Annotated in this window: 20 protein-coding genes; 8 read left to right on the top strand and 12 right to left on the bottom strand. The window is 43.4% G+C overall.

The window, feature by feature from the left end; translation table 11 throughout:
* Positions 1 to 339: 339 nt before the first annotated feature.
* The 4 genes from AB6735_RS15665 to AB6735_RS15650 all read right to left on the bottom strand — a co-directional run bounded on the left by AB6735_RS15665 (position 340) and on the right by AB6735_RS15650 (position 4,063).
* Positions 340 to 2,607, bottom strand: a complete 2,268-nt coding sequence (locus tag AB6735_RS15665) for an aconitate hydratase (protein WP_370996787.1) — start codon at positions 2,605 to 2,607, stop codon at positions 340 to 342.
* A 221-nt stretch (positions 2,608 to 2,828) separates the two neighbouring features.
* Positions 2,829 to 3,176: a type II toxin-antitoxin system VapC family toxin gene (locus AB6735_RS15660; RefSeq protein WP_370996786.1), complete on the bottom strand. Its 348-nt coding sequence runs from the start codon at positions 3,174 to 3,176 to the stop codon at positions 2,829 to 2,831.
* Positions 3,177 to 3,183: 7 nt separating this feature from the next.
* Entirely contained in the window at positions 3,184 to 3,396 is a 213-nt protein-coding gene (locus tag AB6735_RS15655) for a hypothetical protein (RefSeq protein WP_370996785.1), read from the bottom strand.
* A gap of 46 nt (positions 3,397 to 3,442) precedes the next feature.
* Positions 3,443 to 4,063 carry a polysaccharide deacetylase family protein gene (locus AB6735_RS15650; protein ID WP_370996784.1) on the bottom strand — a complete coding sequence of 207 codons (621 nt, stop codon included), beginning with the start codon at positions 4,061 to 4,063 and terminating at the stop codon, positions 3,443 to 3,445.
* 96 nt (positions 4,064 to 4,159) lie between these two features.
* On the opposite strand from AB6735_RS15650, the gene AB6735_RS15645 reads away from it, so the two are divergent.
* Together AB6735_RS15645 and AB6735_RS15640 are read left to right on the top strand one after the other, a co-directional pair.
* The gene (locus AB6735_RS15645) at positions 4,160 to 5,605 is read left to right on the top strand and encodes a TolC family protein (RefSeq protein ID WP_370996783.1); all 1,446 of its coding nucleotides are present in this window, start codon (positions 4,160 to 4,162) and stop codon (positions 5,603 to 5,605) included.
* A 36-nt stretch (positions 5,606 to 5,641) separates the two neighbouring features.
* Positions 5,642 to 6,976, top strand: coding sequence for an efflux RND transporter periplasmic adaptor subunit (locus AB6735_RS15640; RefSeq protein WP_370996782.1), 1,335 nt, complete (start codon positions 5,642 to 5,644; stop codon positions 6,974 to 6,976).
* A gap of 78 nt (positions 6,977 to 7,054) precedes the next feature.
* Here AB6735_RS15640 and AB6735_RS15635 read toward each other — a convergent pair whose 3' ends face one another.
* From AB6735_RS15635 to AB6735_RS15605, 7 genes are all read right to left on the bottom strand, one after another.
* The gene (locus AB6735_RS15635; protein WP_370996781.1) at positions 7,055 to 7,456 is read right to left on the bottom strand and encodes a DUF1634 domain-containing protein; all 402 of its coding nucleotides are present in this window, start codon (positions 7,454 to 7,456) and stop codon (positions 7,055 to 7,057) included.
* Positions 7,457 to 7,466: 10 nt separating this feature from the next.
* A complete protein-coding gene (locus AB6735_RS15630) occupies positions 7,467 to 8,300 on the bottom strand; it encodes a sulfite exporter TauE/SafE family protein (protein ID WP_370996780.1) in 834 nt (277 codons plus the stop codon).
* 10 nt (positions 8,301 to 8,310) lie between these two features.
* Positions 8,311 to 8,964, bottom strand: a complete 654-nt coding sequence (locus AB6735_RS15625; protein ID WP_370996779.1) for a FadR/GntR family transcriptional regulator — start codon at positions 8,962 to 8,964, stop codon at positions 8,311 to 8,313.
* Positions 8,965 to 9,141: 177 nt separating this feature from the next.
* Positions 9,142 to 9,969, bottom strand: a complete 828-nt coding sequence (locus AB6735_RS15620) for a type 1 glutamine amidotransferase (protein WP_370996778.1) — start codon at positions 9,967 to 9,969, stop codon at positions 9,142 to 9,144.
* A 265-nt stretch (positions 9,970 to 10,234) separates the two neighbouring features.
* Positions 10,235 to 11,332, bottom strand: coding sequence for a carboxylate-amine ligase (locus AB6735_RS15615; RefSeq protein WP_172337539.1), 1,098 nt, complete (start codon positions 11,330 to 11,332; stop codon positions 10,235 to 10,237).
* A gap of 226 nt (positions 11,333 to 11,558) precedes the next feature.
* Complete coding sequence (locus AB6735_RS15610; protein WP_370996777.1) at positions 11,559 to 12,725, bottom strand: RimK family alpha-L-glutamate ligase; 1,167 nt, start codon at positions 12,723 to 12,725, stop codon at positions 11,559 to 11,561.
* Positions 12,726 to 12,895: 170 nt separating this feature from the next.
* A complete protein-coding gene (locus AB6735_RS15605) occupies positions 12,896 to 13,603 on the bottom strand; it encodes an esterase family protein (protein WP_370996776.1) in 708 nt (235 codons plus the stop codon).
* Positions 13,604 to 13,883: 280 nt separating this feature from the next.
* On the opposite strand from AB6735_RS15605, the gene AB6735_RS15600 reads away from it, so the two are divergent.
* The 3 genes from AB6735_RS15600 (at position 13,884) to AB6735_RS15590 (ending at position 17,520) form a co-directional block, all read left to right on the top strand.
* Positions 13,884 to 14,672 carry an alpha/beta hydrolase gene (locus AB6735_RS15600; protein WP_370996775.1) on the top strand — a complete coding sequence of 263 codons (789 nt, stop codon included), beginning with the start codon at positions 13,884 to 13,886 and terminating at the stop codon, positions 14,670 to 14,672.
* 159 nt (positions 14,673 to 14,831) lie between these two features.
* Entirely contained in the window at positions 14,832 to 16,643 is a 1,812-nt protein-coding gene (typA, locus tag AB6735_RS15595; protein ID WP_370996774.1) for a translational GTPase TypA, read from the top strand.
* 79 nt (positions 16,644 to 16,722) lie between these two features.
* The gene (locus AB6735_RS15590) at positions 16,723 to 17,520 is read left to right on the top strand and encodes a LamG domain-containing protein (protein ID WP_370996773.1); all 798 of its coding nucleotides are present in this window, start codon (positions 16,723 to 16,725) and stop codon (positions 17,518 to 17,520) included.
* A gap of 29 nt (positions 17,521 to 17,549) precedes the next feature.
* On the opposite strand, the gene AB6735_RS15585 is transcribed toward AB6735_RS15590, so the two are convergent.
* Positions 17,550 to 19,046 carry a lipopolysaccharide biosynthesis protein gene (locus AB6735_RS15585; RefSeq protein ID WP_370996772.1) on the bottom strand — a complete coding sequence of 499 codons (1,497 nt, stop codon included), beginning with the start codon at positions 19,044 to 19,046 and terminating at the stop codon, positions 17,550 to 17,552.
* Positions 19,047 to 19,095: 49 nt separating this feature from the next.
* Between AB6735_RS15585 and AB6735_RS15580 the strand changes: the two genes are divergently transcribed.
* The 3 genes from AB6735_RS15580 (at position 19,096) to AB6735_RS15570 (ending at position 22,186) form a co-directional block, all read left to right on the top strand.
* Positions 19,096 to 20,106: a glycosyltransferase gene (locus AB6735_RS15580; RefSeq protein ID WP_370996771.1), complete on the top strand. Its 1,011-nt coding sequence runs from the start codon at positions 19,096 to 19,098 to the stop codon at positions 20,104 to 20,106.
* A 277-nt stretch (positions 20,107 to 20,383) separates the two neighbouring features.
* Positions 20,384 to 21,157, top strand: a complete 774-nt coding sequence (locus AB6735_RS15575) for a class I SAM-dependent methyltransferase (protein WP_370996770.1) — start codon at positions 20,384 to 20,386, stop codon at positions 21,155 to 21,157.
* A gap of 126 nt (positions 21,158 to 21,283) precedes the next feature.
* Positions 21,284 to 22,186 (top strand): sugar transferase, encoded by a 903-nt coding sequence (locus AB6735_RS15570; RefSeq protein ID WP_370996769.1) that lies wholly within the window; start codon positions 21,284 to 21,286, stop codon positions 22,184 to 22,186.
* Positions 22,187 to 22,203: the final 17 nt, after the last annotated feature.

The raw sequence follows: 22,203 nt of genomic DNA, 5'->3' as shown, positions 1-22,203 counted from the left end.
TTAATGTGATTATTGGTATATTTAAATTATAATGAGGGCTCGATTAACGAAAATAAAAACCGCTAAAACCAAACCTCAGAACACAGCCGGACTAACCCCAAAGGAAGCGCGTCAGGCTAATCTGATAGTTTGGATGATTTTCATACTCCTTGGTCTATTTGTTATAGTGATGGGCTTGATTTATGGTTTTCCACATTCAAGGCTGGGAAGGTTTACGCAATATGATTAATTGCTGCCAAACGAGCTATAACAGATCGCAAACTATTATTAACAAAAAAGCCTCCCGAAAAGGAGAGGCTTTTTATATTAGCTTTCAGCTTTTACCTTTCGGGCTTCAGCTTAAGAAGCCATTTGCTTGCGGATGATGTTCAGCGCGCCGCCGGCTTTAAACCATTCAATTTGCTGTTCGTTATAAGTATGATTTACCGGGAACGAATCAACAGAGCCATCTTTGTGATGTAATACTACGGTTAACTGTTTGCCAGGGGCAAAAGTAGTTAAACCGTCAATATCGATGGTGTCGTCTTCCTGAATTTTATCATAGTCGTTGGAATCCGCAAAGGTGATACCTAACATGCCTTGTTTTTTAAGGTTGGTTTCGTGAATACGGGCAAATGATTTTACCAATATGGCACGTACACCCAGGTGACGTGGCTCCATAGCCGCATGCTCACGTGATGAACCTTCGCCATAGTTTTCGTCGCCTACTACTACAGTGCCAATGCCATTCGCTTTGTAATCGCGTTGGGTAGCCGGTACCGGACCATATTCGCCGGTCAGCTCATTCTTCACGCTATCGGCAGTATTGTTAAAGTAGTTGATAGCGCCGATCAGCATATTGTTAGATATGTTATCCAGATGACCACGGAATTTTAACCATGGACCAGCCATAGAGATATGGTCGGTAGTACATTTACCTTTGGCTTTGATCAGCAGCTTTAAACCTTTCAGATCGGTACCTTCCCATGCTTTAAATGGCTCCAGCAATTGTAGACGTGATGATTTTGGATCAACAATAACAGATACTTTGCTGCCATCTTCGGCTGGTGCCTGGTAGCCTGCATCTTCAACTGCATAACCTTTTACAGGCATTTCTATACCTTGTGGCTCATCAAATTTTACCTGCTCACCGTTTTCGTTGGTTAGGGTATCGGTTAATGGGTTGAAGGTTAAATCACCGGCGATAGCGAAAGCAGTCACAATTTCTGGCGATGCTACGAAAGCGTGGGTATTAGGGTTACCATCCTGGCGTTTAGCGAAGTTACGGTTAAACGAAGTGATGATAGAGTTTTTGCGGTTAGGATCGTCGGTATGACGGGCCCATTGACCAATACATGGCCCGCAGGCGTTAGCCAATACCACACCACCCATTTGATCAAAAGTATTCAGGTAGCCATCGCGTTCAACGGTGTAACGTACCTGCTCAGATCCTGGTGTAATGGTAAACTCAGCTTTGGTTTTTAAATGTTTATCGATAGCCTGTTTCGCGATAGAAGCAGAACGGGTGATATCTTCGTATGATGAGTTGGTGCAAGAACCAATCAACCCAACTTCTAACTTGGTAGGCCAGTTGTTTTCTTTAACAGCTGTCGCGAATTTAGAGATAGGCCATGCCAGATCCGGAGTGAACGGACCATTTACGTGTGGCTCCAGCTCAGACAGGTTAATTTCGATAACCTGATCAAAATATTGCTCAGGATTAGCGTAAACTTCTTCGTCGCCGGTTAAGTGTGCTGCTATTTTATCAGCAAGGTCGGCAATATCGCCGCGTTTAGTGCCTCTCAGGTAGATAGCCGCTTTTTCGTCATATCCGAAGATAGAAGTAGTAGCGCCAATTTCGGCACCCATATTACAGATGGTACCCTTACCTGTAGCTGAAAGTGAGCGTGCACCTTCGCCAAAATATTCAACAATAGCGCCGGTACCACCTTTTACAGTAAGAATACCAGCTACTTTTAATATAACATCTTTTGCTGAAGTCCAGCCAGAAAGTTTTCCAGTTAATTTAACACCAATCAATTTAGGGAATTTAAGCTCCCAAGGTAAACCTGCCATTACATCACAAGCATCGGCACCACCAACACCAATAGCAATCATACCCAAGCCACCGGCGTTAGGCGTATGTGAGTCGGTACCGATCATCATACCACCCGGGAAAGCATAATTTTCTAAAACAACCTGGTGAATAATACCAGCGCCTGCTTTCCAGAAACCAATACCGTACTTATCAGAAACAGAGGCCAAAAAATCATAAACCTCGCGGTTTACATCAACAGCTGTATTTAAATCGGCAACGGCGCCAACTTTTGCTTGTATCAGGTGATCGCAATGTACGGTAGACGGAACAGCAACCTGCGGACGGCCAGCCTGCATAAACTGCAAAAGAGCCATTTGGGCAGTAGCATCCTGCATAGCTACACGGTCTGGTGCAAAATCAACATAATCCACTCCGCGGCCAAATGCTTTTTGAGCATCGCCTTCAGAAAGGTGGGCATATAAAATTTTCTCGGTTAAGGTTAGATGTTTACCGGTCGCTTTACGGGCAGCATCCACACGGGTGCTGTAGCGATCGTAAACTTTTTTGATCATATCTAAATCAAAAGCCATTTGTATTTGATTTTTAGGTGAAAAGTAAACGAATTGATACCAAACCCAGTACCTGGGCTCAGAGGGGCGAATTTACAAAAATTACAGCTAAAAGCTGTCTGTCAATTGTGTAAATGTTATTTGGAGCTATTCTAAATAGGAACCAGGTAGGGGAGTTTGCAGTTATCGGTTGGCAGTTTGTGAACTAAAGAATGTCTATATCACAAACGGATTGTTTAGTTTTAACGAAGGTATTTTTGAAAGCCAGCTCTATCGTTACTAATAAGTATCAAGTTCATACAGATAGCAGTAGCGGCTATTATAGCATCCGGCAATTTTAAATTAAACGATTTGCGCATTTCAATAGTCTTTACTTTGATGCTATTTTCCAGTTCAATGACAAAGCTATCTGCAACGAAATTCTTTAAAATAACTATGTCATTTTCAGATGCAGTTTTCCAACATAAAAGCTCAATTTCGGTTATCACAGATATAGCGGGTTGATATTCGTTAATGATGTTACTCATTAATTCTTGAGCCCCTTCGGAAAAATCATTCTGAAGATAGTAAATGACGCATTCGTATCCCACAGATATTTTAATCCCATTCGTTACGCAGGCTGTTTAATTGCTTATCTATTTCCTCTTTAGATTGTTTAGACATAACACCGCTATACTTGTCTGCCAGGCTTGAAGATGCTATTATAGCGGATTGGGTATCGTTTTTAATTCGAATGATCTTTAACGCCTCAAGATCCTTCAATAGATTGAAAGCCTCGTCTTTAAGTATATCTAACGTTACTGTTCTCATCTTTAAGCGTATAATAGGTAAAGTTAATAAAATATTTTCAACCCACTCAACCCAATACCCCAAAACTATACCCCGCTTTACTCCAAACTTCCAAAGCCCTGGGCAGTGCATATTTCACCCGGTCATACGCTTTCAGGCTGTCATGAAACACGATGATCGATCCCGCTTCAGTATGTTTCAATACATTTTGCAGGCAAGCTTCGGGACTAAGCTTAATGTCGAAATCGCCGCTTAGTACATCCCACATAATAATTTTGATATCGGGGCGGGCAGCTTGCAGGTCGCGGATCTGTTGTTTTTTGATCCTGCCATATGGAGGGCGAAAAAGAGGAGCATCAAGGGCTTTGTCTGCCAGTAAAAAATTATCCAGGTAAGTTTTGTTATCCGTTTTCCATCCTTTGAGATGATTGTAGGTATGGTTGCCAATGGCATGCCCATCTTCGGTTACCTGTTTGAAAATATCGGGATGTTTTGCTACATTATCCCCGATACAGAAAAAGGTGGCTTTCGCATTATACTGTTTTAAAATATTTAATATATGTGTTGTAACAATTGGTATAGGCCCATCGTCAAAAGTGAGATAAATGCAACGATCAGCTTTGCTTTTATTCCAGATAAGTTGGGGGTACAGCTTTTTGAGCAGCCAGGGTGTTTTAATCAAGTACATATTACAAAACGGGCCTTATATGTTTTATTTTAAAAAATAAACAAAAATGAACATGCAAGGTAAGCATCCGTTGCTTACAATTGCATATAAAAACTTATGAAACCAACATTGTCACTACCCATTAAAACAACTCTTATAGGTGCTATTGTATTTTCGGCACTTGGTTTTCAAGCTAAAGCGCAGGAAGTAATTACTTTACAAAAAGCAATTGACCTTACCCTTGAACGAAATTTAACCATTAAACAATCGCAATTTACTGAGGCCTTGTCTGATGAAGACCTGAAACAATCGAAGTATAACCAACTACCAAGTCTTACAGCGGCACCGCAAGGCGGGTTTAACTTTGGCCGTAATATTGACCAATCGACCTATCAGTTTATTAATCAGCGTATTTTACAGGTATATGGCCAGGCAACTGCCCAGATCACCTTATTTCAAGGCGGGCAATTGCGAAACCAGATCATTCAGAATAAGATATTGCTTGATGCTAATAAAACAGCCACATCTAAAGTTAAAAATGATCTGATATTAAATGTAGTTACTACTTTTTTGCAGGTGTTAACCAACCAGGATCTGGTAAAAGCGTCGAAACAGCAAATAGAAATATCAAAGCTAACGCTGGATAGGGCACAGCAGAACTATAATGTAGGTAACCAAACGCTGGCCGATCTTTCACAAGCTAAAGCACAGCTTTCAACTTCGGAACTTGACTATACCAATGCCCAAAATCAGCTGGAGTCATCAATGCTTACTTTAAAGCAATATATGGAGATGAATCCGGCTACCGAGATCGAGGTGCAAAAACCAGACATAGGTAAACTGAGCGATATCAAAGTAATATATGACCCGCAGGATATATTAAAAACCGCGTTGAATGTAAATCCAGATGTACTGCTTGCCGAAGTTCAGCAGAAATCATATGAACAGGCCATAAAAGTTGCCAAAGGCAATTATTATCCAACCGTTACTTTGGTTGGGCAGGCAGGTTCTAATTATTCAAATGCAAAAAATACGATTGACCAGGTAATAGCCACCGGGACACTTACACCCATAGGTGTTGTACAAGCTACGAATCAAGTTGTTGTGCAGCCTGGCTTTATACAAACGTATAAAAGCAACCCATTTTTTAACCAGATAAGTAACAACTTTAACCAGGCCGTTGCTGTGAGCTTACAGATCCCTATTTTTAACCGGTTCTCTGCACGCACTTCCGTACGCAAAGCAAAAATCCAGGCTCAAAACGCGGAGGTGACTGCTCAACTGGCCCGGAATACCCTAAGCAAGGTTATTTATCAGGCGGTTTGGGACTTGCGCGCCGCCGAGAAAAAATATCTGTCGACAACGCAAACATACAAGGCTAATAAAGATGCCTTTAACATTACTCAGCAACGGTATACAGTTGGTTTAGTAAACTCATTGGATTACAATACCTCTTTAACCAACCTCAATAAATCGCAATTTGATATGATCGAGGCTCAGTACCAGCTCATTTTCAGGAGCAAGGTAATCGATTACTATCTGGGCAACCCTATAACGCTTTAATCTTAAAATACATATAAAATATCCAAACGCACAGTCATGGGAAAAACTACTAAATATATTTTGATAGCTCTGGGGGCAATAATCGTCTTGCTTATTTTATTGAAAGTGACGGGTATTATAGGTAAGCCAGCTTTAACCCAGATAGCCACCGAAAAAGCCGACGTGCGTGAAATTAATGAAACGGTATCTGCCAGCGGAAAAATAAAACCGCATGTTGAAGTAAAGATAACCTCCGAAGTATCGGGTGAAATTGTTGAGCTGCCTGTTAAAGAAGGCGATGTGGTTAAAAAAGGCCAGTTGGTTTGCCGTGTACGCCCCGATATCTTAAAATCAGGATATGACAGGGCCCTGGCAAGCTACAGTACCCAAAAAGCAACTATAGGCAATATGGCGCAACTGCTTAAACAGGCAGAAGCCACTTTTGCTAACCAGGAAGCTACTTTTAAACGGACCCAAACACTTTTTAAAAATAAAGTGCTTACCGTATCGGAATTTGATAATGCGAAAGCCAGCTATGAAGGAGCCAAAGCCAGTTTAGAGGCGGCCAGGCAAAACCTGGTAGGCGCGCAATTTGGCCTGCAACAACAATCGGCATCGGTTAAAGAAGCACAGGATAACCTGGCTAAAACCAGTCTTTATTCACCGGTTGATGGAGTGATCTCCAAGTTGGTGATTCAAAAAGGCGAGCGTGTTTTGGGTACCCAGCAGTTTGCCGGTACCGAGATCATGACCATATCTGATCTGAGCAAGATGGATGTGAATGTTGATGTAAACGAAAATGATATTAACCGGATATCAATAAATGATCCGGCAAATATTGAGATCGATGCCTTTGCCGGTAAGAAGTTTGCGGGTTCGGTAATTGAGATAGGAAGCTCTGCAAACGTAGTAGGCACTACCGCCGATCAGGTAACCAATTTTACAGTTAAAGTACGCATTGACGCGAATTCTTATACTGCACTGCTTAAAAAAACAGTTGATAATCCGTCGCCTTTCCGTCCGGGTTTAACCGCTACGGTTGATATCAATACCAATCATGTGAAATCCCTGTCGGTTCCGATCCAGTCGGTAACTACCCGTGATGAGAAAAAAGATAAGGGTGCCGAGACTGCAGCAAAAGATGACAATAAACCACAGATCAGTGCTCCGGCTAAGGAGTATGTGTTTGTTTACGCGGCTCCGGGTAAATTAAAACAGGTGCAGGTAACCACCGGTATCCAGAATGATACCTATATCCAGATCCTGTCGGGCCTAAAAGGGGGCGAAGAGGTGGTGTCGGCACCATACGCGGCCATATCCAAAACACTGGCCGATGGCATGATGGTTCAAAAGGTTGATAAATCAAAATTATTTAATTCAGATAACAAGTAATCCCGGTCGGGAATCAAATCATAAAAGAGGGCGGCTTCAATTTTTGAAGCCGCCCTCTTTGTTAAATACCAGTGGGGCTTAAACTTTTAAACCCCCGAAAATGCTGAACATCATCACGCTTAGCACCACAAAAGTAATCAGGATATAAAGCTTGTCTTTTTCTAATATAAAACCTATCAATGAAAAAAAGATGCGTAAAATAGGTGTGGCAATCAGAACCAGTACACCCAGTTGTATGATCCCTTTGGCGTTAAACGTGCCAACCCCACTCATGATCTGGCTGATGGTGGTATAACCCGCCCGCTCACCCACAAATGTGTGATAGGCTGGTATACTGCTATGTTGATATTGATGCAGGTAAATAATGCCGCCTGCGAAAACAATAAGACTTGCAGTAATAACCCCGTATCTTAATAAGTAACCGATCAGTTTTTCTATATCCTGATCAGCGGTAAAGCTTTTTGAAAGTATCTTTTTCATGATCTTGTTCTTAGAATTTGTGGTTATAGCCATTAAATATCATTTCGGCAGCAACAAAGGTGATGGCCACGCAGAAGATGTATTTGAGTACTTTTGGATCCATGCGGGTAAGCAGTTTGGAGCCGGTAAACGCGCCGCCTAATACACCTAACATCACCGGGAACGCGATTCCCGGATCCATGTAGCCCCTTTGCAGGTACACCACCGCACTGGCGGCAGCTGTAACCCCGATCATGAAATTACTGGTTGTGGTACTTACCTTAAAGGGTATGTGCATAGCCGAATCCATAGCCAAAACTTTTAAGGCTCCCGAGCCGATACCTAAAAGCCCGGATAAAACGCCGGCCAGAGTCATGATAGAAAAACCCGCACCTATATTTTTTAATTTGTATTCCACCTCGCCATCTTTGGTTGGATAGCTGCTGTTGAGCTTTAGCTTGTAGGATAATGCGCTGCCTTCAGTTAAAGCTTCCATGTTCTTTTTGCGGAGGGTCATAGCTGCCGAAAACAGCAGGATGGCCCCAAAGAGAATGGCAATGGTATTGGTAGGCGTATATACGGCGATAATGGCTCCGCCAACTGCCCCTACTGTAGTGGCTATTTCCAGGAACATCCCTAAGCGGATATTGGTAATGCCCTCTTTGATATAAGCACTTGCCGCACCTGATGAATTAGCGATGGAAGCCAGTAAGGCCGCGCCGATAGCGTAGCGTATATCAACATGAAATACGAGTGTGAGCAATGGGATAACCACTACGCCGCCGCCTAAGCCGGTAAGTGAGCCAACCAAACCGGCCAGGTAAGCGCCTGCCAGCAAGATGAGGGTGAATGTTATGATGGTCATGATGTATGTATTAATAATTATTATTTAAGATCTGCTGTATCAGTTGCTCTGCCTGTTTTACTTTTTGAGCTTTGATGGCCTTAAACAGTTGCTCATGCAAGTGGTGGCTCATGGCAAAATGACTGATGCCTTGTGCTTCGCGTTTGGAAAAGAAATCGCGGATGATGAGAGTGAAGCTTTCGTAAAGATCGGCCAGCACGTTATTGAGCGAGGCATGAGCTATAGCCATGTGAAATGCAATGTCGGCATCAACACAAGCCTGGCGTTGCTCTGATTGGATAGCCTGTTTTCTTTTTTCCAGGGATTGCTCAATTTGAGCTATATGCGCTTCGGTACTGTTTTGTGCTGCCAGTCGCACTATTTCACCTTCCAACAGTACCCGTACCGCATTGATCTGATCAAAGTCGGCATTTTTTAAACGCTGTTCGATGGTTTGCTCACTTACAAAGGAGTTAACGAATGTTCCGGAACCTTGCTGTACTTTGAGTATGCCGGCTGTTGCCAGGGTTTTGATGGCTTCGCGGATGGTGGAGCGACCAACGCCATATAATTGCATTAATTCGGGCTCGGCGGGTATTTTTTCATTGAGCTTGAATTTGCCCTGCGCTATATCATTCCTGATCTGGCTGATCACGCGGCTGCCGAGAGTTTCTTTCTTATCCATATCGCTGGTGATTTGATATGTAAAGGTATGATGATTTTATTAAAACATCAGATGTTTAAAATATTTATGACATTGATGTGATGAGGCGCATGGGAGCCTCACCCAACCCTCTCCAAAGGAGAGGGCTTTAGACTATTCTTTTAAGTCTCCCCACTTTGGGGGAGATTTAGAGGGGGCTTACTCCTGCAAACTCATCACCGCCTGGTCAAGAAAATTGGGGATCAGCGTGCGTTGGGTATGGGTTATTTTGTCGGGATCATCCAGGCGATCGAGCATTTCGCGGTATTTTACTTCGCCATGCTCATTAATCACTTCCTGCTTTTTTTCGTCCCGTAACAGCATGGCCTTCATGCCGCCGGCATCAGCCTCGGGGTGAAACTGGGTGGCGAAAAAGTAATTGTTATAACGGATGGCCATCATGGCGCGGGGCAGATCAATATGCGGACGTTCTTTTTCAATAGCGACCAGCTGCATGCCCAGTTCCTCGAAACGTTTTTCATCGGGATTGATCACCTGCCAGCTGCGCGAGTCGACCGCATAGAAAGGATCGCCCAAGTTCTCAAAAACAGGTTCATGGGCACCGGCAGGGGTTTGGTTAACCGGCAGCACGCCGAATGATGGCGAACGGCGCATATTAATATCGCCCAGTTTATAATGACGGCACATCAACTGGAAAGAGTGGCATACAAATAAAGTGTGTTTCTTATCAGTGGTGTTGGAAAGGTTATGATCTTCCAATTTTTCTATCAGTCGGAAATATTTTTTCTCCCACTCGGTACCTTCAGATATCAGCGGATCGCCTGGGCCTCCGCTTGAAATATAAATGTCGAAATTGACGCCCGGCATTTCACAGCGCCGGCGCACATCAAATATCTGGTAACTTAAATTAAGCTCGTGCTGCGCTTTATATCTGTTCAAAATCTCCTGGAAACCACGCATTCCTTCATTCGCTATCCCATCATACAAGTCAAGTATCGCTACTTTGATTTCCGGTTTTGTTGTCATTTTATTCTTTTAATAATTTGTTAAGTTCTCTCCTCAGAGTAATGGGCCATCAAGTAGCAGGTAACATAAATTGCGGCATCGACTCACCCCGACGTCGCTACGCTCGTCACCCCTCTCTTCGCCTGCGGCGGAAAGAGGGGTTTCTATTTCTTTTTTCTTTACCCTCTTTGCGGCGAAGCCGAAGAGAGGGTGGTCCAGCGTAGCGTAGACTGGGTGAGTCGGCTATGCGCCATGCTATAATAGTTTGATTGATGCTTTTATGGGGTTACAACCCCTTTAAAGTTTGCGAGGTAATGTAATCCACCACGTCTACAAAGCTACTGTTTTGTTGGTAAACGGCTAACTGCCTGTCGGCGCCGGTGCCGTGTTCCAGTATTTTGTGTACGTATTGCAGATCGTCGCGCGAGCCTAACTCGTCCACCACATCATCTACAAAATCCAGCAGCTCCAGTACCAGCGAACGGGTGTTCACTTCCATTTCCTTGCCAAAGTCGATCATTTTACCGTCGATGCCGTAGCGGGCCGCGCGCCATTTATTTTCGTTGATGAGGGCACGCGAATAGGTGATGAACTTCATGTTCTGCTGCCTTAGCTTATACAGTTTGGCACACAGAGCCTGGAACAAAGCTGTAAAAGCAATGGTTTCGTCAACCAGCATGGGGCAATCGCAAATGCGGAATTCGATGGTTTCGAAGAAAGGGTGTACGCGGATGTCCCACCAGATCTTTTTGGCATTATCAATACAATTGGTTTTTACCAGCAGCTTGATGTAGCTATCATACTCCTCAATACTGCTGAAAGAATCAGGGATGCCAGTACGCGGAAACTTATCAAACACTTTAGTACGGAAGGATCTGAACCCGGTATTACGCCCTTCCCAAAATGGAGAGTTGGTTGATAAGGCGAAAACGTGCGGCAGAAAATAACGCACCTGGTTGGCGATATGAATAGCCATATCGCGCGATTGGATACCGACATGCACATGCAAACCAAAAATAAGGTTGGATCGGGCGGCCTCCTGCATTTCGTCCACGATCTCAAAATACCTTGGATGATCTGTGATCAACTGATGCTGCCAGTGCGAAAATGGGTGTGTGCCCGCGGCGCCAATACGCAAACCAATGTCGCCGGCTAATTGGGCTACCGTAGTACGTAGCTTGCTTACCTCCTGACGGGCCTCCTGGGTGTTATGACAAATATGCGTGCCCACTTCTACCACGGCCTGGTGCATTTCGGCCTTTACCTGGTCCTCATGGATCTTTTGGGCACTATCCACAATTTTCTGCTCGTGCGATTTTAATTCCCTGGTTACAGGGTCAATCACCATAAATTCTTCTTCAACACCTAAAGTAAACTCGTTCATAATTGGTTAGGTTATTATTTTAAGCAGTTGTCATTTCGAACGAGGTACGAGGAGAAATCTTTTACGCGGGATATGCCAGGCGTAAAAGATTTCTCACTCCGTTCGAAATGACATATTTTACTATCAATGTCATGCTGAACTTGTTTCAGCACCCCACAAGCAAAGTATACGCCGGCAAGGCAACTAAGCATGTGAAATCCCGAAATAAATTCGGGATGACTTCTTTTTATTTTTTAGCCACAGGCTTTTTAGCTGCTTTATTTACTACTTTTTCCTTCTTTACTTTTGCTTGAGGTTTAGCTTTAACCTTAGCGGGTTGAGCGGCTTCTTTAACCGGAACAGCCGCTTTCACCACTTTTGTTTTCTTTACTTTGCTCTCTATTTCAACAGGAGGAGTCACCTTGCCAATATAAATTTCCTTTTTTGCCGGTTTGGGACTTACCAGCGGTGTTTTGGCTGCCGATGTTTTTACATATTCGCCCCAGGTGAGGTTATCAAGACCCGCTTTTTGTTTTTTGGCACGTTCAATGGCATAATCGGCGGCGGTTTCTACCACCCAGTCAAAGTTTTCCTGCCCTACGCTGGTTACTTCGGCATCGGGAGCCGGGTTGCAAAAATCGATAGCATAGGGGATACCATCGCGCACCGCAAATTCCACCGTATTAAAATCATATCCCAGGTATTGGTTCAGTTTGATGACATAATCTTTAACCGTATCCAGCAATTTTTTGGATGCAGGGGCTTTGCCATGTTCATAGCGTAAATGATGCGGGTTGCGTGGCTCGTACTGCATAATGCGCACATGTTTACCGCCGATGCAGTAGCACCGGAAATAATCGTCAAACACCACCTCTTCCTGCAGCATCATTACGTATTGTTTGGTTTGATCGTACTTGTTGAAAAAATCTTCCCGGTTTTGCAGCTGGTAAACTTCTTTCCAGCCGCCACCGTCAAAAGGTTTCATATAGGCCGGGAAACCTACATAATTAAATATGCCGTCCCAATCCAACGGATAGGCCAGGTTTCGGAATGACCGGTCGGTCGTATCATCAGGCAATTCCTTAGAGGGCAGAATCACCGTTTTAGGTACAGGCACTCCCAGCTTTATAGCCAGGGCATTATTGAAAAACTTTTCGTCGGCACTCCACCAGAACGGGTTGTTGATCACCGCGGTACCGCAAATAGCCGCGTTTTTGAGAGCGGCCCGGTAAAAGGGCACATCCTGAGAAATACGATCGACGATCACCGCGTAATCCAATGGTTCGGCCTGTAAAACCTTATCTATGCGTACAAATTCTGCCGAAATGTTTTTTTCGGCCTTTTGATTGATGCGGTCAACAAATGCCTGTGGAAATGAATTTTCCTGTCCGAATAAGATGCCTATTTTTTTCATGGGGTAGATGATGAGGTTAAACTCTAATTTCTAAACTCTAAATCCTAAAAGAGCTCAATAGCCTTTGTCTTGATTCCTGATTCCTGATTCTTATTTCTTGCTTCTGTTTTTTGCTGGTGAATGCCTTTTTATAATTTATTGCTGTGTCTTGATTCCTGATTCTTGACTCTCTATCGAATGGTTGACAAATAATGGGGGAACATTTCGCGCCAGATGGGCCAGTCGTGTTTGGCAAATGGGCGGATATCCAGCCAATGTTTAATGTTTTTTTGTTTTAAAATGTTTGATAGCTGTAAGTTATATTCTTTACAAATGTCGTACTCCGATGTTCCCAGGATGATGTTCATGTTCCATAGGTCGCCGGCATTGTCACCCGGTAAAAAATCAACGGGATTGTTGTAAAATACATCGTCGTTATAAAAGCCATCGGTAAACATTTTAATATCGAATGCACCGCCCATGGTAAACAGGTTGCTTACCTTTTCGGGATGCTTAAACGCGAAGTTGGCCGCGTGATAACCGCCAAAACTGCAGCCCGCCATGGCTACTTTGCCTGCGCCGGTTTCGTGCATGGCCCAGGGCACCAGTTCTTCCAGCAGCATTTTATCGTACCATGTATAGTTACGGGCACGATCAGCCGGGGGGATGCCTTTGTCGTACCAGCTGCGGTCGTCGATAGTATCGGGGCAATAGATTTTCACCAGACCCTGATCAATAAACCACCTTACACTTTCAATCAATCCAAAATCCTTATTCTGATAATACCGTCCCTTAGTTGTAGGGAACAGGATCACAGGATAACCACGATCGCCAAACACCAGCATTTCCAGGTCGGCACTTAAATTCGGCGAATGCCAGCGGTGATATTTTTCGGTCAAAATAATAGATTTTTGGTTTCAGACGGTAAGTTAACTGGTTTGACTGAAAAAGGCAACAGTCTGATAAATTAAAGGTTAGGGCAAAAAAAACTCACCTAAACGGCGAAGCCCTCATGTAATAATCCTCTCCAAAGGCGAGGACTTAAAACAAAAGTTTTTTTGAACCCTCTCCTTTGGAGAGGGCAGGGTGAGACCTATTACCTCAAAAAATAAAAAGTATGTTTACTTTTGCACCCTTAAAAATTGAATAAAGATGTATTGGGGCTGGGCTGAAACAGAAATGACGATCACCGAAAAAAATATCACTATAAATTCTGCACTACTTAACCGCGAGGTTACCTGCACACTGGTAATGCCCGATGAACAGGAGATCACGGAACCGCTGAACCTGTTGTTATTGAACGACGGTCAGGAGATGGAAAATCTACAGCTACTGGCAACATTGGAGCAGTTATATAATACCAACCGCATAAAGCCGGTATTGATAGTGGCTGTACATGCAGGCGAAGACCGTATACAGGAATACGGTATAGCGGGCAAACCCGATTTTAAAAAGCGTGGATCCAAGGCCGATGTTTATACCGAATTTATAAAAAGCGAATTGCTGCCCCAGATCAAGCAACAAACCGGGATTAACGATTTTGAAAAACGGGCCTTTGCGGGGTTTTCATTAGGCGGACTTTCGGCTTTTGATATTGTCTGGAATAATAGTGATGTGTTTGACAAGGTGGGTGTGTTTTCCGGATCGTTCTGGTGGCGGAGTAAAGATCTGGCTAAAGGCTATACCGATGCCGACCGCATCATGCACTCGGTTATCAGAAATACTACAGGTAAACCCGATCTCCAGTTCTGGCTGCAAACCGGTACCAAAGATGAAACCACCGATCGCAACAAAAATGGTATCATCGATGCCATTGACGACACTATCGATCTGATCAAAGAGCTGGAAACCAAAGGTTATACCCGCCCCGATGATATACAATATGTAGAGTTGGTAGGCGGTACGCATGATACGGCCACCTGGGGTAAAGCGCTACCTAAGTTTTTGATCTGGGCTTTTGGGCGATAAGGATTTTTATGTAAAATTTAGTTAATCAGTAGGTTAAAAGCGTATGCGGTTAGGCTGCTTTGGTAATTTAATTGTATAAATGTTTGCAGATAAACCTACAATCCTTTAAAATGCCATATATTAAGCTTACCTTTGCGCCAAATTTTAGGGAGCATTTTCATGCAAAAAATAAGAAACATCGCGATTATCGCACACGTTGACCACGGTAAAACCACATTGGTTGACAAAATATTGCACAGCTGTTCAATATTCAGGGACAACGAATCAACCGGTGAACTGATACTGGACAATAACGATCTGGAACGTGAACGTGGTATTACCATCGTATCCAAAAACGTTTCGGTAAGATACAAAGACGTTAAGATCAACATTATTGACACCCCGGGTCACGCCGACTTTGGTGGCGAGGTGGAACGTGTATTGAAAATGGCCGATGGTGTATTATTACTTTGTGATGCTTTTGAAGGCGCCATGCCTCAAACCCGCTTTGTAACCCAAAAGGCTTTGGCTTTAGGCTTAAAACCTATTGTGGTTGTAAACAAGGTGGACAAAGAAAACTGTCGCCCGGAAGAAGTTTACGAACAGATATTTGAATTATTCTTCAACCTTGAAGCAACTGAAGAGCAACTGGATTTCCCGGTTATCTACGGTTCATCAAAACAAGGCTGGATGAGCACCGACTATAAAAAACCAACAGAAGATATCTTCCCGTTAATGGATGCCATTTTGGAAAACATTCCACCGGCGCCTATCGCCGAAGGTACTTTGCAAATGCAGATCACTTCTTTGGATTATTCCTCTTTCGTAGGTCGTATCGCTATCGGTCGTGTGGCCCGCGGTACTATCAAAGAAAACCAGCCGGTATCTTTAGTAAAACGCGATGGTACTATCCAAAAATCAAGAATAAAGGAATTGTATACTTTTGAAGGTCTGGGTAAAGTACGTGCTACTGAAGTAGGTTCTGGCGATATCTGTGCCGTTGTAGGCATCGATGGCTTTGATATTGGCGATACCATTGCCGATTTTGAAAAACCAGAACAACTGGAAGTTATCAAAATTGATGAGCCTACCATGAACATGTTGTTCACCATCAATACTTCACCTTTCTTTGGTAAAGAAGGTAAATTTGTTACTTCACGCCACCTGCGCGACCGTCTGTTTAAAGAGATGGAAAAAAACCTGGCGCTGAAGGTTATTGAAACCGAATCGCCTGATTCATACCTGGTGTATGGTCGTGGTATTCTTCACTTGTCGGTATTGATCGAGACCATGCGTCGCGAAGGTTACGAATTACAGGTAGGTCAGCCACAGGTTATCGTTAAAGAAATTGACGGTGTTAAATGCGAGCCTATCGAGTCGCTGATTGTTGATGTACCGGGCGATGTTGCCGGTAAAGTAATTGAATTGGTTACACAGCGTAAAGGCGAACTGTTGATCATGGAGCCGAAAGGCGACTTACAACACTTAGAGTTCGAGATCCCATCACGCGGTATCATCGGTTTACGTAACAACGTATTAACTGCTACTGCAGGTGAAGCCATCATGGCGCACCGCTTTAAGGCTTATGAGCCATGGAAAGGTGTTATCCCTGGCCGTTTAAATGGTGTATTAGTATCAATGGATACAGGTAAAACCACCGCTTTTGCTATTGATAAATTACAGGATCGTGGTCGTTTCTTTATCGATCCGGGTGTTGATATTTATGAAGGACAGGTTTTGGGCGAGCACATTCGTGATAACGATTTGGTGATCAACTTAACCAAAGGCAAGCAGTTAACCAACATGCGTGCATCTGGTAGCGATACCAACGTACGTATTGCGCCTGCTATCAAATTCTCGTTAGAAGAATCGATGGAGTATATCCAGGCTGATGAATACATTGAGGTAACCCCACAAAGCATCCGTTTGCGTAAAATATTCCTCAACGAAAACGAAAGAAGAATTAACGCTAAAAGGTTTGTTAATCAATAATTAACAAAACACTAATTATACAAAAGCCTTCAGGATTCCGGAGGCTTTTTTGTTATATTTGGATCCTAAAGCTTATTACATGAACAGATATATAACCTTATTAATTGTGGCCTTATGCGTAAGTGTCATGATTTCTTCTTTTACTTCCTGCAGCAAAAAAAATAATCCTAAACCAGTAGTGGTTGATAGCCTTAAAGTAGGCTTGGTAGCTTACTACCCTTTTAATAACAATGCTATTGATTCGTCAGGAAAAGGTAATGACGGAACCGTTTACAATATTACTTCGGCACCAAACCGTTTTGGTAAGGCTAATACTGCTTATTATTTTAATGGAACCTCCAGCTATATCAGGGTAAAAGATAACCAGGCATTACGATTAAGCAATACCGATTTTACGATCAATTACTGGGTTAACCTTGATGATTATATAGTTTATTCGGGCAGTGCAGTGCTTGCCAAGGCTAACGGCCCTTATCAAAATGGATGGAACACTTCTATCACCGGGTACGGTTCTGTAGGAGGTGAGGGTGGAGGACCTGGGTTTGCCTTTTATAATGTATCCGGAGGTGGTGATCCTTTTGCGGTTGGTCATGGTATTATTCCCATTGGTCAGTGGACGATGATCACCGTGCAATATAGTAACCAGTTTAAGGCATTAGCCTTTTATATAAATGGTGTTCCGGATGCCGTGATAAGTAATTTACCTACGCCAAATCCAGCCACCGCGGTTGATCTGTTTATCGGCAAAAATAGTTATAACGATCCCAGTGGAAATACCCCTGGATATTTTATAAAAGGTAAGCTTGATGATATCAGGATATATAACCGGGTGATATCTCCAGGTCAGATTAATAACTTGTTTAAATTAACATACTAATATACCCACCATTCTTCGACACTTAATCGCTATCTACCTTTCAACTTCGCGACAGCACCATCAATAATGCTGTTTATATCCTCGGAAAGTTTCAAAAAGTAAACGGCCGGTAAATAAAGCGCGGTAATAAAAGAGGTGCGCAAAATAGTATCAACAACATAATTACCGATGTGCGGCAGTATCCAAACCGATAGGTAATATGTCAGAATACCGGCTGCCAACGCCAGTACGCATTGAATGGTAAAAGGCTGCATGCCAAATTTTATCCAGATAAACATATACCTGAACAGGTTAAAGACAAAATAAGTGATAGCCGAAGCTATGGCAGATCCGGTAATACCATAACGAGGGATCAGCAACAGGTTGGCCACAATAATAAGTACCACCAATAACAGGTTAAACAGCGCCTCGTATCTGAAATATTTTGATGTGGCCATAATCACCCCATTAATACCTGTTGATGCTTCAATCAAAAATCCGAGGCTTACAAAAAATATGGCGTATTTGCCTGTACTGTATGTTGGCGGGGTAAGCCCCAGAATATTATCGATACTTGCCCACATCAGTATAAACAGGAATAAGGAGGCGATAAGCTGTGTTACACAACTTTTTTCATACACGGTACGGATGTTTTTAAGATCATTGCTTTTCCATGATTCAGATACGATGGTATAAGCAATACTGTACAGCGAACGTGTAGGCAGAGAGATAATGAGGCCAAAGTTAAAGGCCAGTATATATATCCCGGTTGCGCTCAGGCCCAGTTTTTTAAAAATGAGATAATTGTCTACATTCTGAATAATAACCGGTGCCATGCCAGTTAGTATGGTAAAAAAGCAAATGCCTATGAGCTTATTAACCATATCGCGGGTTAAAAAGTCCATGTCGGGCTTAAGCGAAAACTGACCATCGCGTATGATCCGGGTTATGATAAAAAAGGTGGGTATAAGGTTGGCTACCAGCCATAGCCACATAAAACTTTCAAAGGTGATAAGGCCAAGATAGATGAGTATAATAGGTACCAGTATAAATACCCTTTTGGTAAACTCGCGTAGTATAAGCCCAGTAGTCATGTTATAAAGCATGCGGGCGTACAGGTCAAACACATTAAAAAACAACGTAAAAACAGTAAGCGGCACCAGGTACCAGTAATATACATTAAACAGGGCCGATGATTTGGCCGAACTGCCATCGGTATTATGGCTCACGATCTGGTCTTTAAACAGCCAGGCTATCGTTACAAATAAAATGGTACCCACTAACGACACCATACAGGCCAGGAAAAGGTAGCCGTGATGTTTTTTTTCTTCACTGCGGAAATAAGGAAAATACCGGGCCGTTCCGTTAAAACCCAGTATGGAGAATTGCGCAAATACCAAAGGAGCTGATGTCAATATGCCTATCAAACCAACTTCGGCCGGGCTTAAGGAATGAGGCATCAGGTAATTGGTAGATAAAAAACCGATAAGCACCCCCAGATAGGAATATATAGTGCCTTTAATGGTTTGTTTTTTTATGATGCCCATTCAGTTAGTTGGCCGTGTTACGGGTTAAAATGATAATTTTGAAATGCAAATGGCAAATATAAAATATAAAGTGTGTGTGTTAACGCTTACCTACGCAAATAGGTGGCAATTTTTGGAGCAGGTACTAAAACGTGTGCTGTCATTTGCCCCAGTAACACAGGTAGTGATAGTGAATAATGCCGCGCTTTATAACGTAGAAGAATACGCAGGCCAATTGAACGATAACCGTATAACAGTGCTAAACAATGCCGAAAACCTGGGTTCGGCTGGTGGCTATAAACAAGCTATTGAATACGCTTATCAGCAAACCGATGCCGATATGGTTTGGCTGTTGGATGATGATAATTTACCCGATGTTAACGCGCTGGATACCCTGCTCAAAAACTGGGAGCAAACCGAAGGTGCCAATGATCAAAAAGCACTCTATTGCCTGCGCGAAGACAGGCCGCCCCATGTAAAAATAGCCCGGGGGCAGGATCCCGGCCGGTATTACCTGGTGCCCAATAATTTTATGGGCTTCAGCATATTCAACATTTTAAAAAACCGTTTATCAAAAGCACGTGATCAATTTTCGGGCACTTCTGCATACCTGGCTAAAGCGGCTATGCCTTATGTGCCATATGGTGGTTTATTGATGCACAGGGCCATGATCGGGCTGATCGGTTTTCCCGACGAAAAGTTTTATTTATACGTAGATGATTCAGAGTATACCTACCGCATAACCAAAAACGGCGGAACGATATGGCTGATACCCGAATGCAAGGTGGTGGATATCGACCGGTCGCAGGGCTTAACCTATCAGCCCAAAGCATTTCATTCGCATTTGTTGGATCAGTGGAGTTTCCGCACTTATTACGCCGTCAGGAACCGGATGTATTTTTACTCTCGCAACGCGATGAATTCGGCTTTGATCTTTGGGATGAATAAAAGCTTATACCTGGCTTATTTGTGGGTAATCAGCATCCTGAGTTCCAAACGGCAGGAGTATCGAAAATTTTTAACGGCTGTGAATGATGGGCTTAAAGGCATCATGGGTAAGGCAGAGCCTGGGAGGTGGTGAATCTCTCCACGCGTCATTGCCTTTACGAAGCAATCTCTATACTATACAGAGTGGCTCTGCTTATTGGGGATTGCTTCGTGCCTCGCAATGACGCGCGGAGGGAAAAATGCCGCTATAGAGGGAGACGAGTCTCCCGTATAACAAGAGACACATGTAATGTGTCTCTACAAGGAAATAAAATGTAGAGACGCATCACATGCGTCTCTCTCATGTAATTAAAAATTTTACCTGCTTAAAAACATAAACATTAAAGTGATAGTTTTACATTCGTAAACTCATGCAGGAATCAATTATTGGCGGAAATTATAAAACCGCGTACGATCAGTTTTATCAAAAGCACGACGAGGCCTGGCGTATGCTCAGCGCTAAATACAAGGCGCAGCATATTATAGAGGTTTGCCGCGGACTTTCTTTTACCAAAGTGCTGGAAGTAGGCGCTGGCGATGGCAGTATCCTCAAGATACTATCAGATAATAACTTCGCCTCCGAGTACCACGCTGTTGAAATATCGGGCAGTGGGGTGGAGTATATCCAGTCGCGCGGTATTAAAGGGCTTGCATCGGCACAGGTATTTGACGGCTATAAACTGCCTTTTGAAGATGATAGCTTTGATCTGGTGATCCTGTCGCATGTGCTGGAACATGTGGAACATGAACGCTTGCTGCTGCGTGAATTACGGCGGGTAGGTAAACAATGTGTTATTGAAGTGCCCCGTGATTATAAAACCGGGGTGGATACCCGTATCAAACATTTTTTGGCTTACGGTCATATCAACGTGTACACGCCAACATCGCTGCGCTATTTGCTGCGTACCGAGGGTTTTGAGATCGAAAGCGACCTAACATCGATGATTGAGCCAGAAGTGACCCGCTTTAATGCTTACGTGAATCAAAAGAAAGCGAAAAGCTTTATAAAGGATCTGAAGATAGCGGCGGAGTTTACCGTGAAACAAAGCCTGGGAAAAATTTTTGGAAAAAAAATAACTGAACAATTTGCCAACGCTTATACCGTTTTGTGTAAGAAAGCCAGTAATCAACCCGAATTATTCTGATAAATAAATAGTATCAAGTAGTTAGTATCAAGTATCAAGACTTTCTAAAACTAAGAGCTTCGTTTTGTGAAGCTGTCTTGATACTTGATACTAGCTACTTGATACCCACTTCAATACTAAATAACTATGCAGCAGCTTGCCCCTATAGCTTTATTTGTATATAATCGGCCCGATCATACGCGCCGTACATTGATCCATTTGCAAAAAAATGTACTGGCAGAGGAATCGAGATTATACATTTTTTGCGATGCAGCCAAAACCGATGCCGACAGCGACAAGGTAGAGCAGGTAAGGCAGATAGCTCGCGAAACTACCGGCTTTAAATCGGTAAAAGTTATTGAGCGCGACCATAACCTGGGTCTGGCCGAATCTATCATCAGCGGGGTAACGCAATTGGTGTATGAGTATGGCAAAGTGATCGTTTTTGAGGATGATCTGCTGTCATCGCCCTATACGCTGGAATATTTTAACGAAGCGCTAACCTATTATGCCAGTCAGGAAAAAGTGATGCATATAGGCGCCTACATGTACAATCTGAAAGATAAGGATCTGCCCGAATCGTTCTTTTACCGGGCGGCCAGCAGCTGGGGCTGGGCAACCTGGGCTCGTGCCTGGAACCATTTTGAACCGGATATTGACAAGCTGATAGCCCAGTTTGATACGCTCAGCATCATCCGTTTTTCGATAGAAGGGAAGATGAACTTTTGGCGGCAGATACAGGAGTTTAAAGCTGGTAAAAACAATTCCTGGGCCATCCGTTGGTATGCCTCCATCTTTTTACGGGGCGGACTTACGCTCAACCCTTCACGCTCGCTCATCAACAATATCGGGCACGATGGCACCGGCGTACACTCCAACCGCGAAAACATGTACGATGTGCACATCTCGCAGCAACCCGTTAAAGAGTTCCCCGATGTAATCGAGGAAAACGAAAAAGCGTACCAGGCCATCAAACATTTTCTGGCCCACCGCAAAGGCAACCTGTTTAAGCGGATGGTGAGGTTTGTGAGGCAGAAGGTGAGCCCCTGAAGGAGGAATGCATAGGT

The sequence above is a fragment of the Mucilaginibacter sp. RCC_168 genome (assembly GCF_041355315.1).
GTDB lineage: Bacteria > Bacteroidota > Bacteroidia > Sphingobacteriales > Sphingobacteriaceae > Mucilaginibacter.
This window is presented reverse-complemented; position numbering and strand designations above follow the sequence as displayed.

Excerpts from the sequence above, each read along its gene's own strand:
- AB6735_RS15665 (WP_370996787.1), bottom strand. The coding sequence starts at position 2,607 with ATGGCTTTTGATTTAGATATGATCAAAAAAGTTTACGATCGCTACAGC.
- AB6735_RS15655 (WP_370996785.1), bottom strand. The coding sequence starts at position 3,396 with ATGAGAACAGTAACGTTAGATATACTTAAAGACGAGGCTTTCAATCTA.
- AB6735_RS15650 (WP_370996784.1), bottom strand. The coding sequence starts at position 4,063 with ATGTACTTGATTAAAACACCCTGGCTGCTCAAAAAGCTGTACCCCCAA.
- AB6735_RS15645 (WP_370996783.1), top strand. The coding sequence starts at position 4,160 with ATGAAACCAACATTGTCACTACCCATTAAAACAACTCTTATAGGTGCT.
- AB6735_RS15640 (WP_370996782.1), top strand. The coding sequence starts at position 5,642 with ATGGGAAAAACTACTAAATATATTTTGATAGCTCTGGGGGCAATAATC.
- AB6735_RS15635 (WP_370996781.1), bottom strand. The coding sequence starts at position 7,456 with ATGAAAAAGATACTTTCAAAAAGCTTTACCGCTGATCAGGATATAGAA.
- AB6735_RS15630 (WP_370996780.1), bottom strand. The coding sequence starts at position 8,300 with ATGACCATCATAACATTCACCCTCATCTTGCTGGCAGGCGCTTACCTG.
- AB6735_RS15625 (WP_370996779.1), bottom strand. The coding sequence starts at position 8,964 with ATGGATAAGAAAGAAACTCTCGGCAGCCGCGTGATCAGCCAGATCAGG.
- AB6735_RS15620 (WP_370996778.1), bottom strand. The coding sequence starts at position 9,969 with ATGACAACAAAACCGGAAATCAAAGTAGCGATACTTGACTTGTATGAT.
- AB6735_RS15615 (WP_172337539.1), bottom strand. The coding sequence starts at position 11,332 with ATGAACGAGTTTACTTTAGGTGTTGAAGAAGAATTTATGGTGATTGAC.
- AB6735_RS15610 (WP_370996777.1), bottom strand. The coding sequence starts at position 12,725 with ATGAAAAAAATAGGCATCTTATTCGGACAGGAAAATTCATTTCCACAG.
- AB6735_RS15600 (WP_370996775.1), top strand. The coding sequence starts at position 13,884 with ATGACGATCACCGAAAAAAATATCACTATAAATTCTGCACTACTTAAC.
- typA (WP_370996774.1), top strand. The coding sequence starts at position 14,832 with ATGCAAAAAATAAGAAACATCGCGATTATCGCACACGTTGACCACGGT.
- AB6735_RS15590 (WP_370996773.1), top strand. The coding sequence starts at position 16,723 with ATGAACAGATATATAACCTTATTAATTGTGGCCTTATGCGTAAGTGTC.
- AB6735_RS15585 (WP_370996772.1), bottom strand. The coding sequence starts at position 19,046 with ATGGGCATCATAAAAAAACAAACCATTAAAGGCACTATATATTCCTAT.
- AB6735_RS15580 (WP_370996771.1), top strand. The coding sequence starts at position 19,096 with ATGGCAAATATAAAATATAAAGTGTGTGTGTTAACGCTTACCTACGCA.
- AB6735_RS15575 (WP_370996770.1), top strand. The coding sequence starts at position 20,384 with ATGCAGGAATCAATTATTGGCGGAAATTATAAAACCGCGTACGATCAG.
- AB6735_RS15570 (WP_370996769.1), top strand. The coding sequence starts at position 21,284 with ATGCAGCAGCTTGCCCCTATAGCTTTATTTGTATATAATCGGCCCGAT.